22 protein-coding genes and 1 pseudogene are annotated in these 23313 nt (G+C 45.3%); 17 read left to right on the top strand and 6 right to left on the bottom strand.

Translation table 11 applies throughout. The features are described from left to right. Window positions 1-197 precede the first annotated feature (197 nt). The 8 genes and pseudogenes from GXP75_RS17780 (at window position 198) to nosA (ending at window position 9975) form a co-directional block, all read left to right on the top strand. A complete protein-coding gene (locus GXP75_RS17780; protein ID WP_242557444.1) occupies window positions 198-1460 on the top strand; it encodes a pectate lyase in 1263 nt (420 codons plus the stop codon). A gap of 125 nt (window positions 1461-1585) precedes the next feature. Beyond that, window positions 1586-3022 (top strand): anion permease, encoded by a 1437-nt coding sequence (locus GXP75_RS17775; protein ID WP_013390434.1) that lies wholly within the window; start codon window positions 1586-1588, stop codon window positions 3020-3022. A gap of 125 nt (window positions 3023-3147) precedes the next feature. Then, window positions 3148-4759: pseudogene (locus GXP75_RS17770) on the top strand (sensor histidine kinase). Further along, window positions 4752-5438, top strand: a complete 687-nt coding sequence (locus tag GXP75_RS17765) for a response regulator (protein WP_214916925.1) — start codon at window positions 4752-4754, stop codon at window positions 5436-5438. The pseudogene GXP75_RS17770 and the gene GXP75_RS17765 overlap by 8 nt, the downstream one beginning before the upstream one ends. A gap of 11 nt (window positions 5439-5449) precedes the next feature. Beyond that, entirely contained in the window at window positions 5450-6412 is a 963-nt protein-coding gene (locus tag GXP75_RS17760) for a tripartite tricarboxylate transporter substrate binding protein (RefSeq protein WP_061573326.1), read from the top strand. A 188-nt stretch (window positions 6413-6600) separates the two neighbouring features. Further along, window positions 6601-7899 carry an Mg(2+)/citrate complex secondary transporter CitM gene (gene citM, locus GXP75_RS17755; RefSeq protein ID WP_214916928.1) on the top strand — a complete coding sequence of 433 codons (1299 nt, stop codon included), beginning with the start codon at window positions 6601-6603 and terminating at the stop codon, window positions 7897-7899. Between the two features lie 63 nt (window positions 7900-7962). Beyond that, a complete protein-coding gene (locus GXP75_RS17750) occupies window positions 7963-8760 on the top strand; it encodes an MBL fold metallo-hydrolase (RefSeq protein WP_242557443.1) in 798 nt (265 codons plus the stop codon). A 135-nt stretch (window positions 8761-8895) separates the two neighbouring features. Continuing rightward, on the top strand, window positions 8896-9975 hold the full coding sequence (gene nosA / locus GXP75_RS17745) for a nitric oxide synthase (RefSeq protein ID WP_395940588.1): 1080 nt from the start codon (window positions 8896-8898) through the stop codon (window positions 9973-9975). On the opposite strand, the gene GXP75_RS17740 is transcribed toward nosA, so the two are convergent. Continuing rightward, a complete protein-coding gene (locus GXP75_RS17740) occupies window positions 9969-10241 on the bottom strand; it encodes an acylphosphatase (protein WP_003328622.1) in 273 nt (90 codons plus the stop codon). The genes nosA and GXP75_RS17740 overlap by 7 nt on opposite strands. 65 nt (window positions 10242-10306) lie before the next feature. Between GXP75_RS17740 and GXP75_RS17735 the strand changes: the two genes are divergently transcribed. Then, complete coding sequence (locus tag GXP75_RS17735; RefSeq protein WP_242557442.1) at window positions 10307-10969, top strand: MOSC domain-containing protein; 663 nt, start codon at window positions 10307-10309, stop codon at window positions 10967-10969. Between the two features lie 43 nt (window positions 10970-11012). Here GXP75_RS17735 and GXP75_RS17730 read toward each other — a convergent pair whose 3' ends face one another. From GXP75_RS17730 to map, 4 genes are all read right to left on the bottom strand, one after another. Further along, the gene (locus GXP75_RS17730; protein WP_003328624.1) at window positions 11013-11153 is read right to left on the bottom strand and encodes a YflJ family protein; all 141 of its coding nucleotides are present in this window, start codon (window positions 11151-11153) and stop codon (window positions 11013-11015) included. A 180-nt stretch (window positions 11154-11333) separates the two neighbouring features. Next, a complete protein-coding gene (locus GXP75_RS17725) occupies window positions 11334-11489 on the bottom strand; it encodes a hypothetical protein (RefSeq protein ID WP_003328625.1) in 156 nt (51 codons plus the stop codon). 108 nt (window positions 11490-11597) lie between these two features. Then, a complete protein-coding gene (locus GXP75_RS17720; protein ID WP_242557572.1) occupies window positions 11598-11912 on the bottom strand; it encodes a DUF3243 domain-containing protein in 315 nt (104 codons plus the stop codon). 77 nt (window positions 11913-11989) lie between these two features. Next, window positions 11990-12739, bottom strand: a complete 750-nt coding sequence (gene map, locus GXP75_RS17715; protein WP_061573332.1) for a type I methionyl aminopeptidase — start codon at window positions 12737-12739, stop codon at window positions 11990-11992. Window positions 12740-12911: 172 nt separating this feature from the next. On the opposite strand from map, the gene nagE reads away from it, so the two are divergent. Further along, window positions 12912-14273: an N-acetylglucosamine-specific PTS transporter subunit IIBC gene (nagE, locus tag GXP75_RS17710; protein ID WP_214916935.1), complete on the top strand. Its 1362-nt coding sequence runs from the start codon at window positions 12912-12914 to the stop codon at window positions 14271-14273. A gap of 40 nt (window positions 14274-14313) precedes the next feature. Here the strand turns inward: nagE and ltaS are convergent, their stop codons facing one another. Further along, window positions 14314-16263, bottom strand: a complete 1950-nt coding sequence (gene ltaS / locus GXP75_RS17705; RefSeq protein ID WP_003328630.1) for a lipoteichoic acid synthase — start codon at window positions 16261-16263, stop codon at window positions 14314-14316. Between ltaS and GXP75_RS17700 the strand changes: the two genes are divergently transcribed. The 7 genes from GXP75_RS17700 (at window position 16263) to GXP75_RS17670 (ending at window position 23282) form a co-directional block, all read left to right on the top strand. Beyond that, on the top strand, window positions 16263-16415 hold the full coding sequence (locus GXP75_RS17700) for a hypothetical protein (RefSeq protein ID WP_242557441.1): 153 nt from the start codon (window positions 16263-16265) through the stop codon (window positions 16413-16415). The genes ltaS and GXP75_RS17700 overlap by 1 nt on opposite strands. A gap of 110 nt (window positions 16416-16525) precedes the next feature. Then, on the top strand, window positions 16526-16900 hold the full coding sequence (locus GXP75_RS17695; RefSeq protein ID WP_242557440.1) for a DnaJ family domain-containing protein: 375 nt from the start codon (window positions 16526-16528) through the stop codon (window positions 16898-16900). A 90-nt stretch (window positions 16901-16990) separates the two neighbouring features. Further along, window positions 16991-18391 (top strand): alanine/glycine:cation symporter family protein, encoded by a 1401-nt coding sequence (locus GXP75_RS17690; RefSeq protein ID WP_061573335.1) that lies wholly within the window; start codon window positions 16991-16993, stop codon window positions 18389-18391. A 160-nt stretch (window positions 18392-18551) separates the two neighbouring features. Beyond that, window positions 18552-19964, top strand: coding sequence for a PTS system trehalose-specific EIIBC component (gene treP, locus GXP75_RS17685; RefSeq protein ID WP_242557439.1), 1413 nt, complete (start codon window positions 18552-18554; stop codon window positions 19962-19964). 78 nt (window positions 19965-20042) lie between these two features. Next, complete coding sequence (gene treC, locus GXP75_RS17680; RefSeq protein WP_242557438.1) at window positions 20043-21737, top strand: alpha,alpha-phosphotrehalase; 1695 nt, start codon at window positions 20043-20045, stop codon at window positions 21735-21737. 20 nt (window positions 21738-21757) lie between these two features. Further along, complete coding sequence (gene treR, locus GXP75_RS17675) at window positions 21758-22474, top strand: trehalose operon repressor (RefSeq protein WP_242557437.1); 717 nt, start codon at window positions 21758-21760, stop codon at window positions 22472-22474. Window positions 22475-22616: 142 nt separating this feature from the next. Further along, window positions 22617-23282 carry an NAD(P)H-dependent oxidoreductase gene (locus tag GXP75_RS17670; protein WP_242557436.1) on the top strand — a complete coding sequence of 222 codons (666 nt, stop codon included), beginning with the start codon at window positions 22617-22619 and terminating at the stop codon, window positions 23280-23282. Window positions 23283-23313 lie beyond the last annotated feature (31 nt).

Here is a 23313-nt window from a genome sequence, read left to right as displayed (position 1 = left end):
ATCCCGAAAGGCGATAAATAAGCCTTTCGGGATTTTTTGCGCAAAAACAAATTTGCGGTCTCTGCGGTGATTTTTGCAGAATGCCGCAATCAGAATGGTATATATTTTCGGTTATGAATGCCCCTGAATTTGCTATTATGTTTCCGAGAGAAAATGGAATAAAATCTCACAAAATAGTAAATGGGGGTACATAGTTAATGAAAAAAATGGTATTAGCCACGGCTCTTTTTTTAGGTTTGACTCCGGTTGGGGCAAACGCGGCGGATTTGGGCCATCAGACGTTAGGGTCAAATGATGGCTGGGGAGCGTACTCAACGGGCACGACCGGCGGATCAAAAGCATCTTCATCCCAAGTATATACAGCCAGCAACAGAAACCAGCTTGTTTCTGCATTGGGCAAAGACACCAACACAACGCCAAAAATCATTTATATCAAGGGAACGATTGACATGAATGTGGATGACAATCTGAAGCCGCTTGGTTTAAATGATTATAAAGATCCAGAGTACGACCTTAACAAATATTTGAAAGCTTACGACCCAAGCACATGGGGCAAAAAAGAGCCGTCGGGAACACAGGAAGAGGCCAGAGCGCGTTCTCAGAAAAACCAAAAGGCCCGCGTTATGCTCGATATTCCTTCGAATACGACGATCGTCGGTTCGGGGACAGACGCCAAGATCCTGGGGGGAAACTTCCAAATCAAGAGCGATAACGTGATCATCCGCAATATTGAATTCCAAGACGCATATGATTATTTCCCGCAATGGGATCCGACTGACGGAAGCTCAGGAAACTGGAACTCACAATATGACAACATCACCATAAACGGCGGCACACACGTGTGGATCGATCATTGTACATTTAATGACGGCTCCCGCCCGGACAGCACATCTCCAAATTATTTCGGAAGAAAATATCAGCACCATGACGGCCAAACCGATTCCTCTAATGGCGCAAACTATATTACAATGTCTTACAACTATTATCACGATCATGATAAAAGCTCTATTTTCGGATCAAGCGACAGCAAAACATCAGATGATGGCAAATTAAAAATAACCCTTCACCATAACCGCTACAAAAATATCGTCCAGCGCGCACCGAGAGTCCGTTTTGGGCAGGTACACGTGTACAACAACTATTATGAAGGCAGCACAGGCTCTTCAGGTTATGCCTTCAGCTATGCGTGGGGAGTAGGAAAATCATCTAAAATCTACGCGCAAAACAATGCGATTGATGTACCGGGACTATCAGCGGCTAAGACGATCAGCGTGTTCAGCGGGGGGACGGCTTTATATGATTCCGGCACATTGCTGAATGGTACTCAGATCAACGCATCGTCTGCCAACGGGCTGAGTGCTTCTGTCGGCTGGACGCCATCGCTGCACGGATCAATCGGATCTTCCGCGAATGTGAAATCATATGTTACATCTCAAGCGGGGGCAGGTAAAATAAACTGAATTTTAAAAAACACAAAGGACTGATCCCCTTTGTGTTTTTTAATTAAGAAAAACGTTTATTAACTTAGTTAAGGAGTAAAATAAAAGGGGGGATGGGAAAACAAGTTTACAGGAGGAGACCTACAATGGCTTCAGAAAAAGACGCAGAAAAACAGTCAGCAGTAAAACTCGTTCCTTTACTGATTACTGTCGCTGTGGGATTAATCATTTGGTTTATTCCCGCGCCGTCCGGACTTGAACCTAAAGCTTGGCATTTGTTCGCGATCTTCGTCGCAACGATTATCGGCTTTATCTCCAAGCCCTTGCCAATGGGAGCAATCGCTATTTTTGCATTGGCAGTTACTGCTTTAACCGGAACGTTATCTATCGAGAATACATTAAGCGGATTCGGAAATAAGACTATCTGGCTTATCGTTATCGCATTCTTTATTTCCCGGGGATTTATCAAAACCGGACTGGGTGCGAGAATTTCGTATGTATTCGTTCAGAAATTCGGGAAGAAAACACTTGGACTTTCTTATTCACTGTTATTCAGTGATTTAATACTATCACCTGCTATTCCAAGTAATACGGCGCGTGCAGGAGGCATTATTTTTCCTATTATCAGATCATTATCCGAGACATTCGGATCAAGCCCGGCAGATGGGACAGAAAGAAAGATCGGTGCTTTCTTATTGAAAACCGGTTTTCAGGGGAACTTGATTACATCTGCCATGTTCTTGACAGCGATGGCGGCAAACCCGCTGATTGCCAAGCTGGCCCATGATGTCGCAGGGGTGGATTTAACATGGACAAGCTGGGCAATTGCCGCAATTGTGCCGGGACTTGTGAGCTTAATCATCACACCGCTTGTTATTTACAAGCTGTATCCGCCGGAAATTAAAGAAACACCCGATGCAGCTAAAATTGCAACAGAAAAGCTGAAAGAAATGGGACCATTTAAAAAATCTGAACTATCCATGGTTGTTGTCTTTCTTTTGGTGCTCGCTCTTTGGATCTTTGGCGGAAGCTTCAACATTGATGCCACGACAACAGCGTTAATTGGATTGTCCGTTCTTTTATTATCACAGGTATTGACTTGGGATGATATTAAGAAAGAACAAGGCGCGTGGGATACGCTCACATGGTTTGCGGCGCTTGTCATGCTGGCCAATTTCCTGAATGAGTTAGGTATGGTTTCTTGGTTCAGTAACGCTATGAAATCTTCAGTATCAGGATTCTCATGGATTGTGGCATTCTTAATCTTAATTGTTGTGTATTTTTATTCTCACTACTTCTTTGCAAGTGCAACAGCCCACATCAGTGCGATGTATTCAGCATTTTTGGCTGTGGTTGTGGCAGCGGGCGCACCGCCGCTTTTAGCAGCGCTGAGCCTCGCATTCTTCAGCAATCTGTTCGGGTCAACAACCCACTACGGTTCTGGAGCGGCTCCGGTCTTCTTCGGAGCAGGCTACATTCCGCAAGGCAAATGGTGGTCTATCGGATTTATCCTGTCGATTGTCCATATTGTGACATGGCTGGTCATCGGCGGATTATGGTGGAAAGTGTTAGGGATATGGTAGAAAAAAGGCAGACGCGTTCTCGCGTTCTGCTTTTTTTTGTCCAGAAATTGCATCTTGGCCAAAAATATTAAAATTTCTGAATAAAAAAATGGTATCATTTTAGGTAGAAAGGACGGCTGGTGTCTGTGGTCAAAAAGCGGTTCAACTTTTCTCTGCAAACAAAAATTATGGGTTTGATTGCGGTGCTGCTTATGTTTGTGATCGGGGTGCTGACGGTTACGTTTGCTGTTCAGCAAACAAAGGAAGGCCAAAAACAGGGAGAACAGCTCGCGGTCCAGACGGCGCGAACCATTTCGTATATGCCCCCGATTAAGGAATCCATACAAACAGAAGGCAATAGGATGAAAGAGGCACAAGAGGTCATTGAGCAAATGAAAGAACAGACCGGCGCCTATGCGATTTATGTATTGGATGAAAAAGGAGAAATCAAAACAACTTCAGAAAACAGCGGAAAAACAAGGCTGACCCCTAGCAGAGCGATATTATTCGGGGGATCTCACGTATCCGGAACAAAAGACGATGACCGCAAAGTGATCAGAGGAAGTGCGCCCATTATGCAAGAGCATAAGGGACATAGCCAGATTATTGGCAGTGTGTCTGTTGATTTCTTGCAAAATGAAACCGAACAAGGAATTAAAGATCACTTACGCGACTTAAGCTATATGGCAGTGCTCGTTTTGCTGTTAGGTTTTGGGGGTGCCGCCGCGCTCGCCAAAAGCATCAGAAAGGATACGCTTGGTCTTGAACCTCAGGAAATCGCCTCTCTTTACCGGGAACGGAATGCGATGCTTCGTGCGATTAAGGAAGGAATCATCGCCACCAATCGTGAAGGTGTCGTCACGATGATGAACTTATCGGCAGCCGAGATGCTCAAGCTTCCCGAGCCGGTCATTCATTGTCCTATTGATGAGGTGATGCCTGGAGCCGGGCTGATGTCTGTCCTTCATCAAAAAAAGATGCTGCTAAATCAGGAGGTCTGTGTCAATGATCAAGTCTTTATCTTAAATACAAAGATCATGACACAAGGCGGACAAGCATACGGGATTGTCGTGAGCTTCCGGGAAAAAACAGAACTGAAAAAGCTGATTGATGCCCTGACAGAGGTGCGAAAATACTCAGAAGATCTCCGGGCGCAAACACATGAATTTTCAAACAAGCTCTATGCGATATTGGGACTTCTTGAACTTGGTGAGTATGAAGAGGCGATCGATCTGATTAAAGAAGAATACGCTATCCAAAATGAACAGCACGATATCTTATTCCAAAACATTCATTCACAGCAGGTACAAGCCATTCTATTAGGGAAAATGGGCAAGGCGTCTGAAAAAAAGGTCAAGCTTTTCATTGATGAAAACAGCACGTTAGAACCGCTCCCAGAGCATATCGGTTTATCACATTTGATTACGATTATCGGAAACTTAATTGATAACGCTTTCGAAGCTGTGGCTGATAAGAAAATGCGACAGGTCTCTTTTTTCATCACGGATATCGGGCATGACATTGTGATAGAAGTTTCCGATACAGGTGACGGGGTACCGCCTGACAAAATGGATACCGTGTTTCAAAGGGGATACTCTTCAAAGGGGATGAAGAGAGGCTATGGGTTAGCCAATGTTAAGGAATCAGTAAAGGAAGTCCACGGATGGGTCGAACTGACAAATCAAAAAAACGGCGGGGCGGTATTTACTGTATTTATACCGAAGGAGAAATAAACAAAGGGGGAATCCATTTGATTAACATCGTGATTGCGGAGGACGATTTTCGAGTAGCGCAAATTCATGAGAGATTGATTGATCAGCTTGATGGATTCAATATCATAGGCAAAGCGGCCAATGCAAAAGAGACCATGTCGCTTTTGGCCGCCCAAAAGGCGGACCTGCTGCTTTTAGATATTTATATGCCTGATGAACTGGGAACAGCATTACTTCCGGTGATTCGAAGCCGTTTTCCGGCAGTGGATATTATGATCATTACAGCGGCCACAGAAACCCGTCTTCTGCAGGAATCACTCCGGGCGGGTATTTCACATTATCTCATTAAGCCTGTAACCGCAGATAAATTCAAACAGGTGCTTTTGCAGTATAAAGAAAAAAGACAGATGCTGCTGTCTCAAACAGAAGTGAGCCAGTCTGTGATTGACTATATTTTCGGAGGAAGCACCAGTGTGAAAGAAGCTGGGCAAGCCAAGGAACTACCCACCGGGATCAGCTCCATTACACTGCAAAAGATAAAAGATACGCTGCGCGGTGCACAAGAGGGGATGACGGCTGAAGAGCTGGGAGAAAAAATGGGCGCGTCACGGACAACGGCACGCCGCTATGCCGAGTATCTGGTCTCTAAGGAAGAAGCGCGCGCCGAATTGGAATACGGCATTATCGGCAGACCCGAAAGAAAATATTATCTGGCGGCGGAATAGGACGGGAAGATATGAAGAAGCTGGGGATTATGTTCATCGTTAGTCTGATCGTGTTGTCAGGGGATATACGGCACAAAACCGCTCCCCGTTTGCCCGACGGGCCGATTGAAATTGTCGTGCCCGCAGAACCATCCGGGGGCTGGGATTTAACAGCACAGGCTATCCAATCTGTGCTCAAGCAAAAAAACATTGTAAGAAATTCCGTTCACATTGTGTATAAGCCCGGAAGCGGCGGTGATAAAGGCTGGAATTACGTGAACACACAGGATAAACCCACCATCAGCATGACATCTAGCTTGATACTAAGCAATTACATTCTCGGCCAAAGCAAACTGAAGCCAGACGATTTCACTCCATTAGCCATTCTCGCAAAAGAATGGCAGACTGTCGCCCTGCCAAAAGGGTCGGCGATACAAAACGGAAAACAGCTGCTGCGCCATATTAAGCAACATCCAGGCGAGGTCAAAATCGGCTTTGCGCCCGGACTTGGAAATGATGATCAGCTATCGTTCGTCAGGGCGGCTGAGATGTACGGCATTGACCCCTTTGACATCCAATTTTATCAGTATGACAGCAGCGAAGAACTGATTCAGGGGCTCATCAGGCATGAGATAGAAGCGGCGTCGATGACGGCATCTGAAGCAAGAAAATACTACAGGACCGGCGAGATCACATTAGCGGCGGTGACATCAGAAAAAAGGCTCGCCGGCTTTGGCAGCGTGCCGACTTGGAAAGAGCAAGGCATTCCGTTTGTCTTTTCTCATTGGAGAGGTATCATGGGACCGAAAGACATGTCGGATGAAGAGATTTTATATTGGGATCAGGCGTTAAAAAAAGTCACATCATCAGCTGAATGGAAGCGGAAGATAAAGGAGCAGGACTGGGAAAGCTTCTATTTAAACAGCCAAGAAACGAAACGGTTCTTAGAAGAACAATCAAGGTTTTATAAAGACATCATGAGCGGAGACCAATGAGTATTCTGTAAACTTGCAGAATACTTTTTTTATGATCAAAATGAACAAAAAGGTTATAAAAAATTAAAAATATATAAAATTCACAATATTTACTTTAGTATTTTTTTCTCATAAGATGACAAAAAGGCAAAGCAAAGGGGAGCAGAGCCTTTCGAAATGAAAGCGGATTCATAACTAGGGGGGATACTGTGTTAGCAATCTTAGGCTTTTTTATGATGCTTGTGTTTATGTTGCTGATTATGACGAAACGGCTTTCTGTTCTGACGGCATTAGTCTTGACGCCGATTATATTTGCGCTGATTGCCGGGTTTAGATTCAACGCTATCGGCGACATGATGATATCGGGGATTCAGCAGGTGGCGCCCACTGCGGTCATGATTATGTTTGCGATTTTATATTTCGGCATTATGATTGATACAGGATTGTTCGATCCCATGGTCGCGAAAATATTAAATTTGGTCAAAGGCGATCCGTTAAAAATCGTGGTCGGGACTGCGGTGCTTACCATGCTTGTCGCTTTGGACGGAGACGGCTCGACCACCTATATGATTACGACAAGCGCCATGCTTCCGCTTTATTTGCTGCTTGGTATCCGGCCGATTATTTTAGCCGGTATTGCAGGCGTCGGCATGGGGATTATGAATACGATTCCGTGGGGCGGTGCGACACCAAGAGCGGCGAGCGCGCTGGGAGTTGATCCGGCTGAGCTCACGGGACCAATGATTCCTGTTATAGCAAGCGGGATGCTTTGTATGATTGCAGTCGCTTATGGTCTGGGAAAAATAGAAAGAAAACGTCTCGGCGTCATCGAGCTTAAGCAGCCCGCTCATACGAACGAAACGGCAGCCGCAGTAGAGGACGAATGGAAACGGCCGAAGCTTTGGTGGTTCAACTTATTGATAACGCTTACATTAATAGGGTTTTTAGTTTCCGGAAAAGTGAATTTGACTGTGCTGTTTGTTATCGCGTTTTGTGTCGCCTTGATTGTGAACTATCCGAGGCTTGATCATCAAAGAGAACGCATCTCTGCCCATTCCAGCAATGTGCTCGCAATCGGTTCAATGATCTTTGCGGCGGGTGTATTTACCGGTATTTTAACAGGAACAAAAATGGTCGATGAAATGGCGATTTCCCTGGTGTCTATGATCCCTGAACAAATGGGCGGGTTTATTCCGGTGATTGTAGCGTTAACGAGCGGCATATTTACGTTCCTCATGCCAAATGACGCGTATTTCTACGGGGTGCTTCCGATTTTATCCGAAACGGCTGTTGCCTATGGCGTGGATAAAGTTGAAATCGCAAGAGCCTCCATCATCGGGCAGCCTATTCATATGCTCAGCCCGCTGGTTCCATCTACACATTTGTTAGTCGGCCTTGTCGGCGTATCAATTGATGAACATCAGAAATTTGCGATGAAATGGGCCGTTCTCGCTGTCGTCGTGATGACGGTGTGCGCTCTCTTAATCGGCGCGATTTCTATTGTATAAACATAAATTCAATTTAAAAGACGCAGACTAATGGCATTCAACGTTATGACGGAGGTGCCAACAATGAGTGATCCTTATATGCCGCTGTCATCAGTGAGAAGCGGCATGGGGTTTGAAGCGGCAAAGGGCGTGCATGGTCTGACTGTGCAGATTGTGAATGTGTATTTTGTTCAAAATCCGTCGCAGCCTCATGAGTTTGTATTAATAGATGCCGGAATGCCGAAATCAGCCGGCATGATTATAAAAGAAGCGAAACAAAGGTTTGGAGACAACTGTACATGTAAAGCAATTATTCTGACACACGGGCATTTCGACCATATCGGGGCCATTGAGGAGATATTGGAGCAATGGAAAGTCCCGGTTTATGTTCATGAAAAAGAGCTGCCGTATGTAACGGGACAAGAGGATTATCCGCCGGCCAGGCCAGATAGTAAAAGCGGGCTTGTCGCAAAGCTGTCTCCTCTGTTCCCACGTCACTCCATTAATATCTCTTCCCATGTGCACACACTGCCGGAAGACGGCTCAGTTCCATTTCTTGAGGAGTGGGAATGGCTGTTTACGCCGGGACACACCCCCGGCCATATTTCTTTATTTCGTGAATCCGGCCGTGTGCTGCTGGCAGGTGATGCCGTCATCACGGTGGAACAGGAATCATTGGCCGATGTCGTCATCCAAAAGCAGGAGCTTCATGGCCCGCCGGCATATTTTACGATGGACACAGCATTGGCATCCGAGTCGATTCAAGGGCTTGCGAAGCTCGAGCCGGAAGCGCTGCTGACAGGACACGGCATACCGATGACGGGCAGGAACTATCGCCAAGACTTGAGTGCATTGGCAGAACGTTTGTCGGCCATTACGTAAACACCCCCAGCGGGTGTTTTTTTATGCCCTGTTTACCAAAAGATACAAAAAACAATTTATGTTCCATAACAAAAACGATACAATGAAAAGCATGAATTGTGTTATGAAGGAGAGAGTTTGTTGAAAGATCTAGAAATGCTCTGGTACGAAGCGAAAGAGTTTATTGCCGTTTGCTATCAGGAATTGGGGAAAAGAGGGGAAGAAGCGAAACAACGTCTTGAGGACATTAAGAACGAGATTGATCAGACGGGAAGTTATGTACATACAAGAGAAGAGCTGGAACACGGGGCAAAGATGGCATGGAGAAACAGCAACCGCTGCATCGGCCGTTTGTTTTGGAACTCGCTGAACGTCATTGACAGGCGGGATGTCCGGACGAAGGAAGAGGTGCGTGACGCATTATTCCAACATATTGATACCGCAACAAATAACGGGAAAATCAAACCGACAATTACGATTTTTCCTCCAGAGTACCAAGGAGAAAAACAGATTGAAATCTGGAATCATCAGTTAATCCGCTATGCCGGATATGAATCCGAAGACGGAAGAATCGGTGACCCGGCATCCGCTTCCCTGACGGCTGCATGTGAGAAGCTCGGCTGGCGCGGGGAGCGAACCGACTTTGATTTGCTGCCGATCGTCTTCCGCTTGAAGGGTGAGGCGCATCCGGTTTGGTATGAGCTGCCCCGTTCGCTCGTCATAGAGGTGCCGCTCTCGCACCCCGAAATAGAGTCGTTCTCAGATTTGGAGCTGAAGTGGTATGGTGTGCCGATTATTTCGGATATGAAGCTTGAAATCGGCGGCATTCATTACAACGCCGCTCCGTTCAACGGCTGGTACATGGGAACGGAGATCGGAGCAAGGAACCTCGCTGATGAAAAGAGATATGATATGCTGAAAAAAATCGCCTCCATCATGGGAATTGCCGCTGATTTTAATACCGATCTGTGGAAGGATCAGGCGCTTGTGGAATTGAACAAAGCCGTGCTTTATTCTTACAAAAAACACGGGGTGAGTATTGTCGACCATCATACAGCCGCAAGCCAATTTAAACGATTTGAAGAACAGGAAGAAGAGGCTGGCAGGAAGCTGACGGGAGATTGGACGTGGCTGATTCCGCCGATATCTCCCGCTTCCACTCATATTTTTCACCGTTGCTATGACAACACGATCGTCAAACCGAATTATTTCTACCAAGATAAGCCTTATCAATAAATGATGGAAAACTTGTGATGGCCTTCAAGGGTGCGCGATTCTGAAACAGAGACGTTTGTGACTTCTGAAAAAGGGCTGCCCTTTTTGACAGCGTTCAGAAAAGGCTTCAAGGATTCTTCGGAACCTTCCGCCAGAATCTCGACCCGGCCGTCATCCCGGTTTTTCACCCAGCCGGCCAACTTGTAGCGATCCGCTTCTGATTGAACAAAGTAGCGGAAACCCACACCTTGGACCCGACCGTCTGCAATGATTCGATATTGGAGCATGTCAAAACCACCTTTTCTTATTATGATAATCGAATGGTTCCTATCACTGCAAAGGATGTGTTTATATGAATTCAACGCGTTTTCCCATTCTTTCTATTAATATCGGCAAACCGCAAACCTATGAATTTGAAGGGGGAAAAGTGAAAACCGGGATTGTGAAGCGCCCGGCAGAGTCGGCTGTCATGCTGTACCGTGAGAATTTTGCAGGAGACGGACAAGCCGACCTAGTCAATCACGGCGGCCGTGATAAAGCGGTTTGTGTATACCCGTCCGAGCATTATCCATATTGGGAGAACGCCCTGGCAAGACAACTGCCGGAAGCGGCGTTTGGCGAAAACCTGACGGTAAAAGGACTGACGGAGCGGGACGTCTGGATCGGAGATGTGTATCAGCTAGACGAAGCGATTGTTCAGGTCAGCCAGCCGCGCCAGCCCTGTGTGAAGCTTGCGAAGAAATACGGTGTGAAGGATATGGTGCTTCAAGTTCAGAAAACGGGATATACAGGCTTTTATTTCAGAGTGCTCGAGGAAGGGAACGTCTCGCCGGGCGCTGAGCTGGAATTGCTGTCCCGCGGCGCGCAAAAGATTTCAATTTCGTATGCGAACCAAGTAAAATACCATGACGCAAAAAATCTGACGGCGATTGAAGCGATCCTGCGTGAGAACACACTGTCAGAAAGCTGGAGAACATCTTTTATCAAGAAACGGGACAGACTGCTGCAAGCTTGACCGCAAAAAAAGCCGGGCACTCAATGTGCGCGGCTTTTAAACGTTAGGATTGTTGGCTTTTTCTCGTTTCAAGCAAGTTGGCAAGAAAATAGGTTTTAAAGCTTTGAAGCTTTCTTCCTTCATAGTGTGTTACACCGTGTTTTTTTAATTCTTCTACATACCAGCCTTTACTGCCATAATGCATGTCAGAAAACTCCTTTCCCATCTCCTGCACAGGAGAGTTTGTTCAGTTTTTTTACCAAACTTTTGGCATTGTAACATCTATAAAAAGACGTTGAAAAGGGGTGTTTGGCAAACTGAGTCTTTCGGTCTAGAAGTGTGAAGTTCTCTAACATGTATATGTAAAGGACAAGCGCTTCATGCTTTAATGGCCGGTCAATTTTAAAAGCACGATGCCAAGCGTCATAATGCCGAACACGATTCCGATATAGATCAGCATCCCGTTTTTTTTCTTGATTCCAAAAAAGGTCAGGATGATGCTCTCAATGAAAAAAATGATCCCAAAAATAATAAACCACATGCGGACTGGCTCCTTTCACAACATCATGTATAGTGTACCATAATGGACAGCCTTGAGCCCGGGGCGTACACTAAAAATGCCGGGCACTGTACTGTGCCCGGCAGCCTATTATTCTGTATCAACCAGCTTGACAAGAAGCTGGGCCAAACGCTGCTTTTCATCCTCGTCTGCCACTCGCCACAACTCTTGCAGAAGCATTTCTTCTCCGTTTTGCGGCCCCTCGTGTTTGGCGAGATAGTCCCCGAGGATGGCGGCGCTTTTGATGATTTTTCCATCATCTAATCCGAATTTCTTTCCTAGGTCCACTTGTTTTTTCAAATAAGCTTTAAATTCTTCAAAGTCTTTTAAAATGTCCTTTTTATCTGTTCCGTGCATTGCATGCATTTCGTTTTCGATTTGGATTTTTTCTTTATCTCTGTTGATGACTATCCCTCCTTCGCCGATAGTATTGTTTTACCTGTTCTTGAAGGGGGATAAACATGCCGGATGTCGACCTGTTTTTACAGCATTGTTAAGATAATCGGTTTGTCTTTCGTAATCACGATCGTATGCTCAACTTGGGCGACTAGACTTTTGTCAGGTGTCTTAAAGGTCCAGCCGTCTCCGCTCTCAACAATGGTTTCTGCTTTCGTTGAGATAAACGGTTCGAGCGCAATCACCGTGCCATTTTTGAAAAGGGCGTTATCAAACGGATCATAATAATTCATGATGTGATTCGGCTCTTCATGCAGGCTTCTGCCGATACCGTGGCCCGTCAGTGTTTTAATGACGGTAAAGCCTTGAGAACGGGCTTCATGATATACGGCTCTTCCGATCTGGTTTTGGCGCTTGCCCGCTTTGGCCTGCTGGAGCCCTTTTTGAAAGGCGTCTTCAGCGCATTGGCAAAGCTTATGGAGGCGTTCTTCTCCTTCACCGAGAACAAAGGAAATGCCGGTATCCGAGTAAAAGCCGCCGAATTCAGCGGAGATATCAATGTTAACCAGATCGCCCGCTTTTAAAATGGTCGATGTGCTCGGAATGCCATGAGCCACTTCGTCATTTACACTGATGCATGTCACACCGGGAAAATCATATTCCTTTTCCGGAGCTGACACGGCCCCATGTTCATCAAGCACCGCTTTACCGATCAGGTCAAGATCTTTTGTGCTCATCCCGGGCTCTGCTTTTTGCTTCATTTCTTCTCGTGCCAAGGCAACGATTCGGCCAATTTTTTTAAGGCCTTCTAATTCTTGATCGTTTGTTACAATCATCTTCATTCCCGCTTTCTTTTTACATAATCTTATTTAAGCTTACCACAACTGGTTCAAAAATAGGAAACACGCCGGCCTGGTAAATATGAAAGTGATACAGGAAAATTGGTATAGATAACTAGTTATCTTATGTGGTATATTTGAAAAAAAGGGTTAGAGGGGGATGGGTGTTATGCTTCAGTTTTTGCAAAAACTCGGGAAATCATTTATGCTCCCGATTGCGGTGCTGCCCGCAGTCGGGATTATCCTTGCGATAGGGAGAGAGGATTTGTTTAATATCCCATTTGTGTATCAAGCGGGGTCAGCGGTTTTTGCTCATTTGCCGCTTGTTTTTGCGATCGGGATAGCTATCGGCATTGCCAAAGACAGCAATGGAGCGGCGGCCTTATCGGGTGCGATATCCTATGTTATGCTGGATGCCGCGACAAAAGCGATTGATAAAACGAACAACATGGCGGTGTTTGGAGGAATTATCGCCGGTTTAATTGCGGGTTATACGTATAACCGCTTTAAGGATACGAAGCTGCCGGAATACCTTGGGTTTTTCAGCGGCAGGCGTCTGGTTCCAATTGTAACCGCTATCGTGACGGTTATACTGGCAGGAATATTCGGTTTTGTATGGCCTCCGATTCAGTCGGCAATCAATGAATTTGGGGAATGGATGCTTGGACTCGGCGGAGTCGGGGCGGGAATATTCGGTGTGTTTAACAGGCTGCTGATTCCGATGGGGCTGCATCATGTGCTGAATAATATTTTCTGGTTCCAGTTTGGTGAATTTAATGGAGTCACAGGCGATTTGGCGCGATTCTTTGCCAAGGACCCGACAGCAGGCACATACATGACCGGGTTTTTCCCGATTATGATGTTCGGTCTGCCCGCGGCTTGTTTTGCGATGATTGTAACTGCTAAGCCTGAAAAACGGAAAGCGACAGCAGGCATGATGATTGGATTAGCGCTGACCGCTTTCATTACGGGAATTACAGAGCCGATTGAATTTTCCTTTATGTTTTTATCACCGCTGTTATATGTTGTTCATGCCATATTAACGGGATTGTCCTTATTTATCGTAAATGTTCTTGGAATACGGTCCGGGTTTACTTTTTCTGCCGGAGGCATTGATTATTTGGCCAGCTACGGAATAGCGGAAAAACCGCTGCTTTTGCTAGTGGTCGGGTTGTGTTACGCTGTTTTATACTTTGTCGTCTTTTATGTGCTGATCAGAGTATTGAACTTGAAAACACCTGGACGGGAAGATGATGATCCGGATGAAGTGCTGGATGAGGACACAGCGAATTCCGTCAATGACAACCTTATGCTGAGGGGCCTGGGCGGAAAAACGAATCTTCAAACCATCGACCACTGTGCGACAAGGCTTCGGCTGACTGTCAACAGCACGTCGTTGATAGATGAGGCCCTGCTCAAAAAAGCGGGAGCAAAAGGCGTTGTGAAAGCTGGCAGCAACTCGGTGCAAGTTATCATCGGGCCGAATGTGGAATTTGCAGCGGAAGAATTAAAAGCTGCGGTAAAAGATTGATGAAATAAAAAAAAGCGGAGAGGCTGCCCTCTCCACTTTTTTATTTGTCTTTATCGTCTGATGAAGTTGTTTCAGATTCATCATGCTTCGTATAATCATAGTCGGACGGGTTCACTTTTTCGAAACCTTTCGGTGTATAGAAACGCAGCAAATCGCCGTTTATGATTTTATCGGACATTTCGAGTTCTTTTTTGACAAGCGAGTCTTCTTTCTTATCGACTTCAGATTCTTCCAGAAGCTCTCCGGTCTTTGTATCATAATATTTACCGGATATTTTCGTGTACTTAGGAGAAATAAAGTCACCGTTTCGGAACGGAATCACTTCACGGTGCTCTTTCGATAAGATATCAGAGCCTGACATCAGATAATCCTTCGTATCCACTCCGAGTAAATGAAGAACAGTCGGAGCCACATCGACATCACCGGCGTATTTATGAACTTTCTCACCTTTTACGCCCGCAGCGTGAATAAATAATGGAACCCGCTGAAGCTGAGCATTATCATAATCGGTGATTTCGTCTTTGCCGAGTACTTTTGCCATTGCTGTATTGTGGTTTTCAGAGATGCCGTAATGGTCTCCGTACATCACAATAATGGATTTATCGTACAGACCGTCTTTTTTCAGATCATTAAAGAACTGCTCAATCGACTGGTCAAGGTAATTCGCGGACTGGAAGTAATTGTTGACGACAGAATCGCCAAAGTCTCCGGCCGGGAAGTCTGTATCCTCTTTATCCATTCCGAATGGGAAATGGTTGGACAGCGTAATGAACTTCGTATAGAACGGTTCTTGTAAGCTTTCCAAAAGCGGCATGGATTCTTTGAAATACGGTTTATCTTTCATACCGTAGTTTTTAATGTTTTCTTCACTCATGTCATAGTAAGCGGAATCGAAAAACTTATCAATGCCTTCCGCTTTGTACATTTCATTCCGGTTCCAGAAGGTTTGCGTATTGCCATGGAAAGCTGCAGACGTGTAGTCTTGAGATTTCAGAATGGCAGGAACCGATTGAAGCGTGTTTTGCGCTTTGTTTACAAATACCGATCCTTGAGACAATGGATACAGAGAGTTTTCCATCATAAACTCTGCATCAGAGGTTTTGCCTTGTCCCGTTTGGTGGAAAAAGTTATCAAAGTAGAACGTTTCGTTATCGTGTGCCAGTTTGTTTAAAAACGGCGTGACTTCCTTACCGTTAATTTTGTAGTCAATGATAAATGACTGCAGCGATTCTAAAGACACGTAAATCACATTTTTGCCTTCCGCTTTGCCGAAGTACACATTATTCGGCACGTCATAGTTGGCCTTCATATAGTTTTCAACGTCCGTTACATCGCTTGAATCCGCAAGTACACGCTGGCTGTTTGATTTCACATTTTGCACGGCGTCATAAATCGTAAAGTTATAGGTCCCCAGATATTTGACGAGATAGTTGCGGTCGAATGATCTTGTCAGCAATTCAGGACGGTCCGATTCAGCCACGGCAAGGTTGATTAAGAAAACCAGCACGGCAGAGGCAAGGACAATGCGGAAAGATTTTTTATTCGACGTTGTTTCGGCAGGCTTATTGACCTTGAGGGCCAAAATAATCAAAATGACCGTATCAATAAAATAGAAAACGTCAGTCGGGCTCATCAGCGAAAAGGCGCTGTCTCCAAGCTGCCCTCCGTTTGTTTTAGCCTGCATAATAACGGGAATGGTAATAAAATCATTAAAGAATCTGTAATACACAATGTTTGCGTACAGTAAAAAAGACATTAAAAAATGAATCACTATAATGGCTGTCTGCTGTAATCTTTTCTTGAATAAGAGTCCAAATCCAAGAAAGAACAGGCTGGAGCTGAGCGGATTCACAAAAAGCAATATTTTTTGGATCATGTTGTCAATTCCCAAATTGAAGTTCAGAACATAAGCGACATACGTTTTGATCCATAAGAGGACGGCGGCAACCAAGAAGAAGGCCAGTCCTTTTTCTTTTATAAATTTTTTCATTGTTACACTCCTTTTTCCCGATCACAGTTCAAGGCGGAACGATAGAAAAAACGAACGTAATTAAATATACCATGAATCCGGCGATTAGAAAAGTGAAAAACGGTTTATGGATAAAGTGCCGAAAAACACTGGCGAACCAACGTTTATCATAGGTTTTTCCGGCTTTTCTTGCGGTGTTGTTTATTTGTAAATATGGATGGATATGGGTTGGTATGCACGCATATGGTAAAATAGAAACAATAAATGAAAAAGGAGCGGGATCATGGATTTTGCGCAAATTGTGGCTGAGGATAAAATCAAACGCGCCATTCAAGAAGGAGAATTTAAAAGCCTGCCGGGGATGGGAAAGCCGCTTCCAAAGGATGACGCAGCCCACTTGCCGGAATCGCTCAGAATGGGATACCGCATCTTGAAAAATGCCGGAATGGCAGAAGGCGAAGGCGCGCTCAAAAAAGAGCTGATGACCATTAACCAGTTGATAGCCAAATGCTATGACGAAGAAGAGCGAAAGCAATTAATCAGGACGAAAACGGAAAAACAGCTCAGACTCGACAAGCTGATCAGCAAAAAAGGCATGTTTGCCAAGCCGGCTTCTGCCTTTTATAAAAGCAAGGTGGATGACAAGCTGGGACGGTAGTCATTTCAATCAGTTCCTGAAAAACGCCAAACAACGTTTACTTTCTTCCTATTGTGGTAATGACCCATAAATGAAAAAAAGGGTGATGGGATGGATCAGTTATTGCAATGGGTGGAACGTGTATCCGACTGGATGTGGGGCCCTCCTCTGATTATATTGCTGACGGGGACAGGACTGTATTTTACGATTTTACTGAAATTTTTTCAGTTTCGTTATCCGTTATATATTTTCAAACAAACGATCGGCAGTGTAGGAAAAGAGCCGAAAGGAGAGGGGACGGTCACGCCGCTGCAGGCATTGACGTCGGCTCTAAGCTCGACTATCGGGGCCGCTAATATTGTCGGTGTGCCGGCAGCCATTATGTTCGGCGGGCCGGGAGCAGTCTTTTGGATGTGGCTGATCGCTCTGTTTGCCATGGCGATTAAGTTTTCGGAAAGCGTGCTTGCCGTTCATTATAGAGAAAAAAATGAACAGGGCGAATTTGTCGGGGGACCGATGTATTACATAACAAAAGGGTTAAAGATGAAATGGCTTGGCGTCTTCTTTTCAGTGGCACTTATTGTGGAGTTGATTCCAAGTATTATGGTGCAAGGGAATTCCGTTTCTTCATCGCTTGCCTTAACCTTTTCCTTTAATAAATGGGCTGTAGGCATTGTCATGGCTGTTATTGTTGGATTCGTCGTGCTTGGCGGGATTACAAGAATCGGGAAAGTGACGGAGTGCTTCGTACCGCTGATGGCGGGAATTTACATAGGAGCGGGCGTATGGATTATGGTAACGAACGGCTCGAGTATTCCTGCATTTTTTTCACTGGTATTTTCTGACGCGTTTCAGCCTTCTGCCGCTGTCGGCGGTTTTGGCGGCGCCGCATTGGCGGAAACGATCCGCTGGGGTTTCGCCAGGGGGCTTTATTCCAACGAAGCGGGAATGGGAACGGCTCCGATTGCCCACGCCGCGGCGATGACCGATCATCCTGTCAGACAGGGTTTCTGGTCGATTATCGGAATTGTCATTGATACACTAATCATTTGTACGGTGACAGCGTTTGTCGTGGTGTCGTCAGGGGTATGGACGAAAGAGAATGCAGCGTCTGATCCTTCTTCTTTGACAGCAGCAGCCTTTGAACATTATTTCGGCGCTTTTGGCGGGTATTTGGTTGCTGTGTCTCTTGTATTCTTTGTGGTCTCAACGATATTGGTTTTGATTTTTTACGGAGCCAAACAGGCAGAATTTTTATTCGGCTTAAAAGCAGGCCCCGTGATGAAAGCTGTTTATTTAGCAGCCATCATTGTGGGTGCAGTCGGCGGCGCGAAGCTGATTTGGGGTTTTCTTGATCTTGCGCTGTGCGGCATTCTTCTGCCTAATATTATCGCGTTGCTTCTATTAAGTAAGAAAGTCCGCGCCTTATTTGACGAATTTTTTCAATCCGAACAGTTTTATTTACGGGATATAAAAAAAGCAAAATCATCTGAGAAAGTCGTAAAGTCCTGATATTCAGGGCTTTTTTTGTGTAAAGGTCTTTTGGCACGATTCTGGTATGAAAGCGCTATAAAAAGTTGTTGACTACATGTATATACAAGAATACAATAGATTCATAACATGTATATACAAGTTTATCAATAGAAATGAAAACGGTTACGGAGGGGTTGGCATGGGTGAGCTTACTAGATCTGTACAGCAGATTGTCGATGCTGTCGGCGGAAGAGAAAATATAGCAGCGGCGACTCATTGTGTTACACGTTTACGGTTTGCGTTACTGGATGATAGCAAGGTTGATCAAGAGGTGCTTGATCAAATTGATGTGGTAAAGGGATCTTTTTCAACAAACGGCCAGTTTCAGGTGGTCATCGGCCAGGGAACAGTCAATAAAGTATATGCGGAACTGGTGAAGGAAACGGGAATCGGTGAGTCGTCAAAGGATGAGGTAAAGAAAGCTTCAGAAAAAAACATGAATCCTTTGCAGCGTGCTGTGAAAACGCTTGCTGATATTTTTATCCCGATTCTGCCTGCGATTGTTACAGCGGGTTTGCTAATGGGGATCAACAACATTTTAACCGCTGAGGGCATTTTCTTCAGCTCAAAATCAATTGTTCAAGTCTATCCGCAGTGGGCGGATCTTGCGAATATGATTAACTTGATTGCGGGGACGGCCTTTACTTTTCTGCCTGCTTTAATCGGATGGTCGGCGGTGAAGCGGTTTGGGGGCAATCCTCTGCTCGGCATTGTGCTTGGCGTAATGCTTGTGCATCCGGATTTGTTGAACGCGTGGGGCTACGGTGCGGCAGAGCAAAGCGGCGAGATTCCGGTCTGGAATTTATTCGGCTTAGAAGTGCAAAAGGTCGGCTATCAGGGGCAAGTGCTTCCGATCCTGCTTGCTTCCTATTTATTGGCGAAGCTGGAGCTGTTTTTAACAAAACGCACACCTGAGGGCATACAGCTATTGGTTGTAGCGCCTATCACTCTGCTTGTCATCGGATTTGCTTCCTTTATCATTATTGGACCGATTACTTTTGCGATCGGCAATGTATTGACATCAGGACTCATTGCGGTTTTCGGATCATTCTCCGCGCTTGGCGGTCTGTTGTATGGCGGGTTATACTCGGCCCTTGTTATTACAGGAATGCATCACACGTTCTTAGCAGTCGATCTTCAGCTGATCGGTTCCAAGCTCGGCGGCACGTTCTTATGGCCGATGCTTGCGCTTTCTAATATCGCACAAGGCTCAGCTGCGTTAGCGATGATGTTTATCGTCAAGGATGAGAAACAAAAAGGACTTTCATTAACTTCAGGGATTTCTGCCTATCTCGGCATTACGGAGCCGGCGATATTCGGGGTGAATCTCCGTTACAGATTCCCGTTTATCATCGCCATGATCAGCTCAGGGCTGGCCGGCATGTACATTTCTACACAAGGTGTATTGGCAAGTTCAGTCGGCGTTGGCGGCGTGCCGGGGATCTTCTCCATCATGAGCCAGTACTGGGGTGCGTTTGCGATCGGAATGGCGATTGTGCTGATCGTGCCGTTTGCGGGCACATACGCCTACGCAAGATTGAAGCGAAAATAATAATAGAACGGGAGCGGGACGCATATACAGCAGTCCCTTTTCCCCTTTCAATAGAAAAAAATAGTGGTGGTGCTGAATATGAAAACAACGCAACAGCCATGGTGGAAAAAAGCCGTGGTTTATCAAATTTATCCGAAAAGTTTTAACGATACGACAGGAAACGGCATTGGCGATTTGAATGGTGTGATAGAGAAGCTTGATTATTTGAAGGAGCTTTCTGTTGATGTCATATGGCTGACGCCTGTTTATGACTCTCCGCAGTATGATAACGGTTATGATATAAGGGATTATTACAGCATTTATAAGGACTACGGTACAATGGAAGATTTTGAACGCTTATTAGATGAAGCGCACAATAGAGGCATCAAGGTTGTGATGGATCTTGTTGTGAACCATACCTCAGTTGAGCATCAATGGTTTAAGGACGCCGCTTCCTCAAAGGATTCTCCGTACCGTGATTTTTATATTTGGAAGGACCCGAGGGAAGACGGCTCGGCTCCGACTAATTGGGAATCGAAATTCGGAGGCTCCGCATGGAAATTTGACGCTTTTAGCAGGCAGTATTATTTGCACTTGTTTGATGTGACGCAGGCTGACCTGAACTGGGAAAATGAAGAAGTCAGAAAGCATGTATATGACATGATGCATTTTTGGTTTCAAAAGGGCATTGACGGTTTCCGGCTCGATGTCATCAATTTGATTTCCAAAGATCGGCGTTTTCCTGATGCAGAGAACGGAAGTGATGGGCGTTCGTTTTATACAGACGGACCTCGGGTGCATGAATATCTTCATGAAATGAACAAAGAAGTATTTTCCCATTATGACAGTATGACCGTCGGAGAGATGTCTTCTACATCGGTTGATCATTGCGTCCGGTATACAAATCCGGCAAGCAAAGAGCTTGATATGACATTCAACTTTCACCATTTAAAAGTAGACTATCCGAACGGAGAAAAGTGGGCGCTGGCTCCGTTTGATTTTCTGAAACTGAAGGAGATTTTGTCGGCATGGCAGACGGAAATGCATGCCGGCGGAGGCTGGAACGCTTTGTTTTGGTGTAATCACGACCAGCCGCGAATTGTCTCCAGATACGGAGATGACGGAATATATCGGGAAAAATCGGCAAAAATGCTGGCAACCGTGATTCATATGATGCAGGGCACTCCGTACATTTACCAAGGTGAAGAATTTGGCATGACGAATCCGAAGTTTCAGCAAATAAGCTCTTATCGGGATGTGGAATCGCTGAATATGTACCGTCTTATGAAGGAAAATGGTGTGGCGGAAGAGGAGATTCTGGCAATACTGAGAGAGAAATCCCGTGATAATTCCAGAACCCCTGTGCAGTGGAACGGCGAGGCGAATGCGGGTTTTACAACCGGGACGCCATGGATACCGGTTGCAGGCAATTACCGGGAGATCAACGCCGAAGCCGCACGCAAGGACAAACATTCGATTTTTCACCATTACAAAAAACTGATCCGGATCAGAAAAGAATATGATATTGTCACCGATGGGAAGTACGAACTGATCGAAAAAGACGATCCGAACATTTTTGCGTATGTAAGGCACGGTGAGAATGAAAAATTGCTCGTCATCAATAACTTTTACGGTACGGAAGCGGTTTTTACCCGTCCTGAGCAGCTTGAGCTTGAGCAATGGACGTATACGGTGCTTCTCACAAACGACGAAGAAATGAGGGAAGGATGCCCAAAACAGCTCACGCTCCGCCCATATGAATTCATCGTTTATCATCTGACAAAACCGTGCTAAACTATTCTGGGTGGTAAAAAATGAAAGCAAATAAATATATCTCGATTTATAAGGATATCGCACAGCAAATTGAATGGGAAAAATGGAAGGCGGAGGAGACTCTCCCGTCTGAAAATGACCTGTCCGTACAATACGATACATCCAGAGAAACCGTCCGCAAGGCGCTCAACATGCTTGCGCAAAACGGTTATATTCAGAAGATCAAAGGCAAAGGCTCGGTCATTCTGAACAGAGAAAAAATGCAATTTCCCGTCTCAGGCCTTGTCAGTTTCAAAGAGCTTGCGCAGACGCTCGGCAAGGAAACCGAAACAACCGTCCATAAATTCGGACTGATTCTTCCGCCTGATCTGATACAAAAGCAGCTTCAGGCACTTCCGAATGAGGATGTATGGGAAGTGATCAGATCGAGAAAGATTGACGGCGAGCACGTCATCTTGGACAAGGATTACTTCTACAGAAAACATGTCCCGCATCTGACAAAGGAAATTTGCGAAGACTCGATTTACGAATATATTGAAGGGGAGCTTGGGCTTGCCATCAGCTACGCGCAAAAAGAAATCGTCGCTGAGCCGTGCACAGATGAAGACAGGGACTATCTTGATCTATACGGATATGATCATATGGTGGTCGTGAAAAACTACGTCTTCTTAGAGGACACAACCCTTTTTCAATATACAGAAAGCAGACACCGTTTGGATAAATTCCGCTTTGTAGATTTCGCGAGACGGGGAAAATAAAGCGCGGCTGCCTTTGGCAGATCGCGTTTTTGTATTTGATTGGTATCAAAATTGATACTATCCAACAAAAATGTGCGTACTTTTACTTTTTAAAATAATGGCTACAATAGAAATCAGATTAACCAAAAGGAGAGGTGCTGACATGGCAGATTTAAAAACACAAATTATTGATGCATACAAATTCAGACACGCGACGAAGGAATTTGATCCTGCTAAAAAAATATCAGAAAGCGATTTTGAATTTATTTTAGAAACAGGCAGACTGTCTCCAAGCTCGCTCGGTCTTGAGCCTTGGAAATTCGTAGTCGTGCAAGATCCGGCATTGCGTGAAAAGCTTCGCGAATATACATGGGGCGCGCAAAAGCAATTGCCGACGGCAAGCCACTTTGTGCTGATCCTCGCGCGTACGGCAAAGGATATCACATTTGATTCCGATTACGTGAAACAGCATTTAAGAGAAGTGAAACAAATGCCGGAAGACATGTATGAAGGATATTTAAAAAAGACCGAAGAATTCCAGAAACATGATTTCCATTTGTTAGAAAGCGACAGAGCCATATTTGACTGGGCTTCAAAACAAACATATATTGCGCTTGGCAACATGATGACCGCTGCCGCGCAAATCGGAATCGATTCCTGCCCTGTCGAAGGATTCAATTACGACGAGATCCACCGTATCCTTGAGGAAGAAGGGTTACTTGAAAACGGAAGCTTCGACATCTCCGTTATGGCGGCATTCGGCTACCGTGTCAGAGAACCTCGTCCGAAAACAAGATCGGCTGTCGAAGATGTTGTGAAGTGGGTATAAAAAAAAGCTGCTCGTTATGAGCAGCTCTTTT

The organism is Bacillus sp. HU-1818, assembly GCF_022695965.1.
Lineage (GTDB): Bacteria > Bacillota > Bacilli > Bacillales > Bacillaceae > Bacillus > Bacillus atrophaeus.
Note: the sequence above shows the minus strand (reverse complement) of the source record. Positions and strands in the feature narration are given on the sequence as shown.

Excerpts from the sequence above, each read along its gene's own strand:
- GXP75_RS17780 (WP_242557444.1), top strand. The coding sequence starts at position 198 with ATGAAAAAAATGGTATTAGCCACGGCTCTTTTTTTAGGTTTGACTCCG.
- GXP75_RS17775 (WP_013390434.1), top strand. The coding sequence starts at position 1,586 with ATGGCTTCAGAAAAAGACGCAGAAAAACAGTCAGCAGTAAAACTCGTT.
- GXP75_RS17760 (WP_061573326.1), top strand. The coding sequence starts at position 5,450 with ATGAAGAAGCTGGGGATTATGTTCATCGTTAGTCTGATCGTGTTGTCA.
- GXP75_RS17750 (WP_242557443.1), top strand. The coding sequence starts at position 7,963 with ATGAGTGATCCTTATATGCCGCTGTCATCAGTGAGAAGCGGCATGGGG.
- nosA (WP_395940588.1), top strand. The coding sequence starts at position 8,896 with ATGCTCTGGTACGAAGCGAAAGAGTTTATTGCCGTTTGCTATCAGGAA.
- GXP75_RS17740 (WP_003328622.1), bottom strand. The coding sequence starts at position 10,241 with ATGCTCCAATATCGAATCATTGCAGACGGTCGGGTCCAAGGTGTGGGT.
- GXP75_RS17735 (WP_242557442.1), top strand. The coding sequence starts at position 10,307 with ATGAATTCAACGCGTTTTCCCATTCTTTCTATTAATATCGGCAAACCG.
- GXP75_RS17730 (WP_003328624.1), bottom strand. The coding sequence starts at position 11,153 with ATGCATTATGGCAGTAAAGGCTGGTATGTAGAAGAATTAAAAAAACAC.
- GXP75_RS17725 (WP_003328625.1), bottom strand. The coding sequence starts at position 11,489 with ATGTGGTTTATTATTTTTGGGATCATTTTTTTCATTGAGAGCATCATC.
- map (WP_061573332.1), bottom strand. The coding sequence starts at position 12,739 with ATGATTGTAACAAACGATCAAGAATTAGAAGGCCTTAAAAAAATTGGC.
- nagE (WP_214916935.1), top strand. The coding sequence starts at position 12,912 with ATGCTTCAGTTTTTGCAAAAACTCGGGAAATCATTTATGCTCCCGATT.
- ltaS (WP_003328630.1), bottom strand. The coding sequence starts at position 16,263 with ATGAAAAAATTTATAAAAGAAAAAGGACTGGCCTTCTTCTTGGTTGCC.
- GXP75_RS17695 (WP_242557440.1), top strand. The coding sequence starts at position 16,526 with ATGGATTTTGCGCAAATTGTGGCTGAGGATAAAATCAAACGCGCCATT.
- GXP75_RS17690 (WP_061573335.1), top strand. The coding sequence starts at position 16,991 with ATGGATCAGTTATTGCAATGGGTGGAACGTGTATCCGACTGGATGTGG.
- treP (WP_242557439.1), top strand. The coding sequence starts at position 18,552 with ATGGGTGAGCTTACTAGATCTGTACAGCAGATTGTCGATGCTGTCGGC.
- treC (WP_242557438.1), top strand. The coding sequence starts at position 20,043 with ATGAAAACAACGCAACAGCCATGGTGGAAAAAAGCCGTGGTTTATCAA.
- treR (WP_242557437.1), top strand. The coding sequence starts at position 21,758 with ATGAAAGCAAATAAATATATCTCGATTTATAAGGATATCGCACAGCAA.
- GXP75_RS17670 (WP_242557436.1), top strand. The coding sequence starts at position 22,617 with ATGGCAGATTTAAAAACACAAATTATTGATGCATACAAATTCAGACAC.